This window comes from Methylobacterium sp. AC832, assembly GCF_979256025.1.
Window position 1 is genome coordinate 1 of the sequence record NZ_CEEDMV010000071.1, and the last position, 247, is coordinate 247.

At 54.3% G+C, this 247-nt stretch carries 1 protein-coding gene; it reads right to left on the reverse strand.

Annotation, left to right across the window (positions count from 1 at the left end; genetic code table 11):
* Positions 1–42: 42 nt before the first annotated feature.
* Positions 43–247 (reverse strand): M3 family metallopeptidase (locus tag AC0IXR_RS25135; protein WP_471762609.1); only part of this gene is annotated, 205 nt, incomplete at its 5' end.

The following is a 247-nucleotide window of genomic DNA, read 5'->3' on the forward strand; positions in this document are numbered from 1 at the left end:
GTGCTGCGTTCCTAGTATGTGCCCATTGCTTTTCTATTGTGTTTAGACCAGTCCACGCCGGCGCAATAATGGGGTGACGTCCTTATCGCGGCTCCGGAAATCCCGGTAGGCAGTCATGTAATCGATGGATCCGCCTCGCGACAAAATCATTTTGCGGAAACGCTGACCAGCCTCCGGAACAAGACCGCCCTGTTCATTGAACCAGTCCACCGTATCCGCATCCAGCACCTCTGACCACAGATAGCTG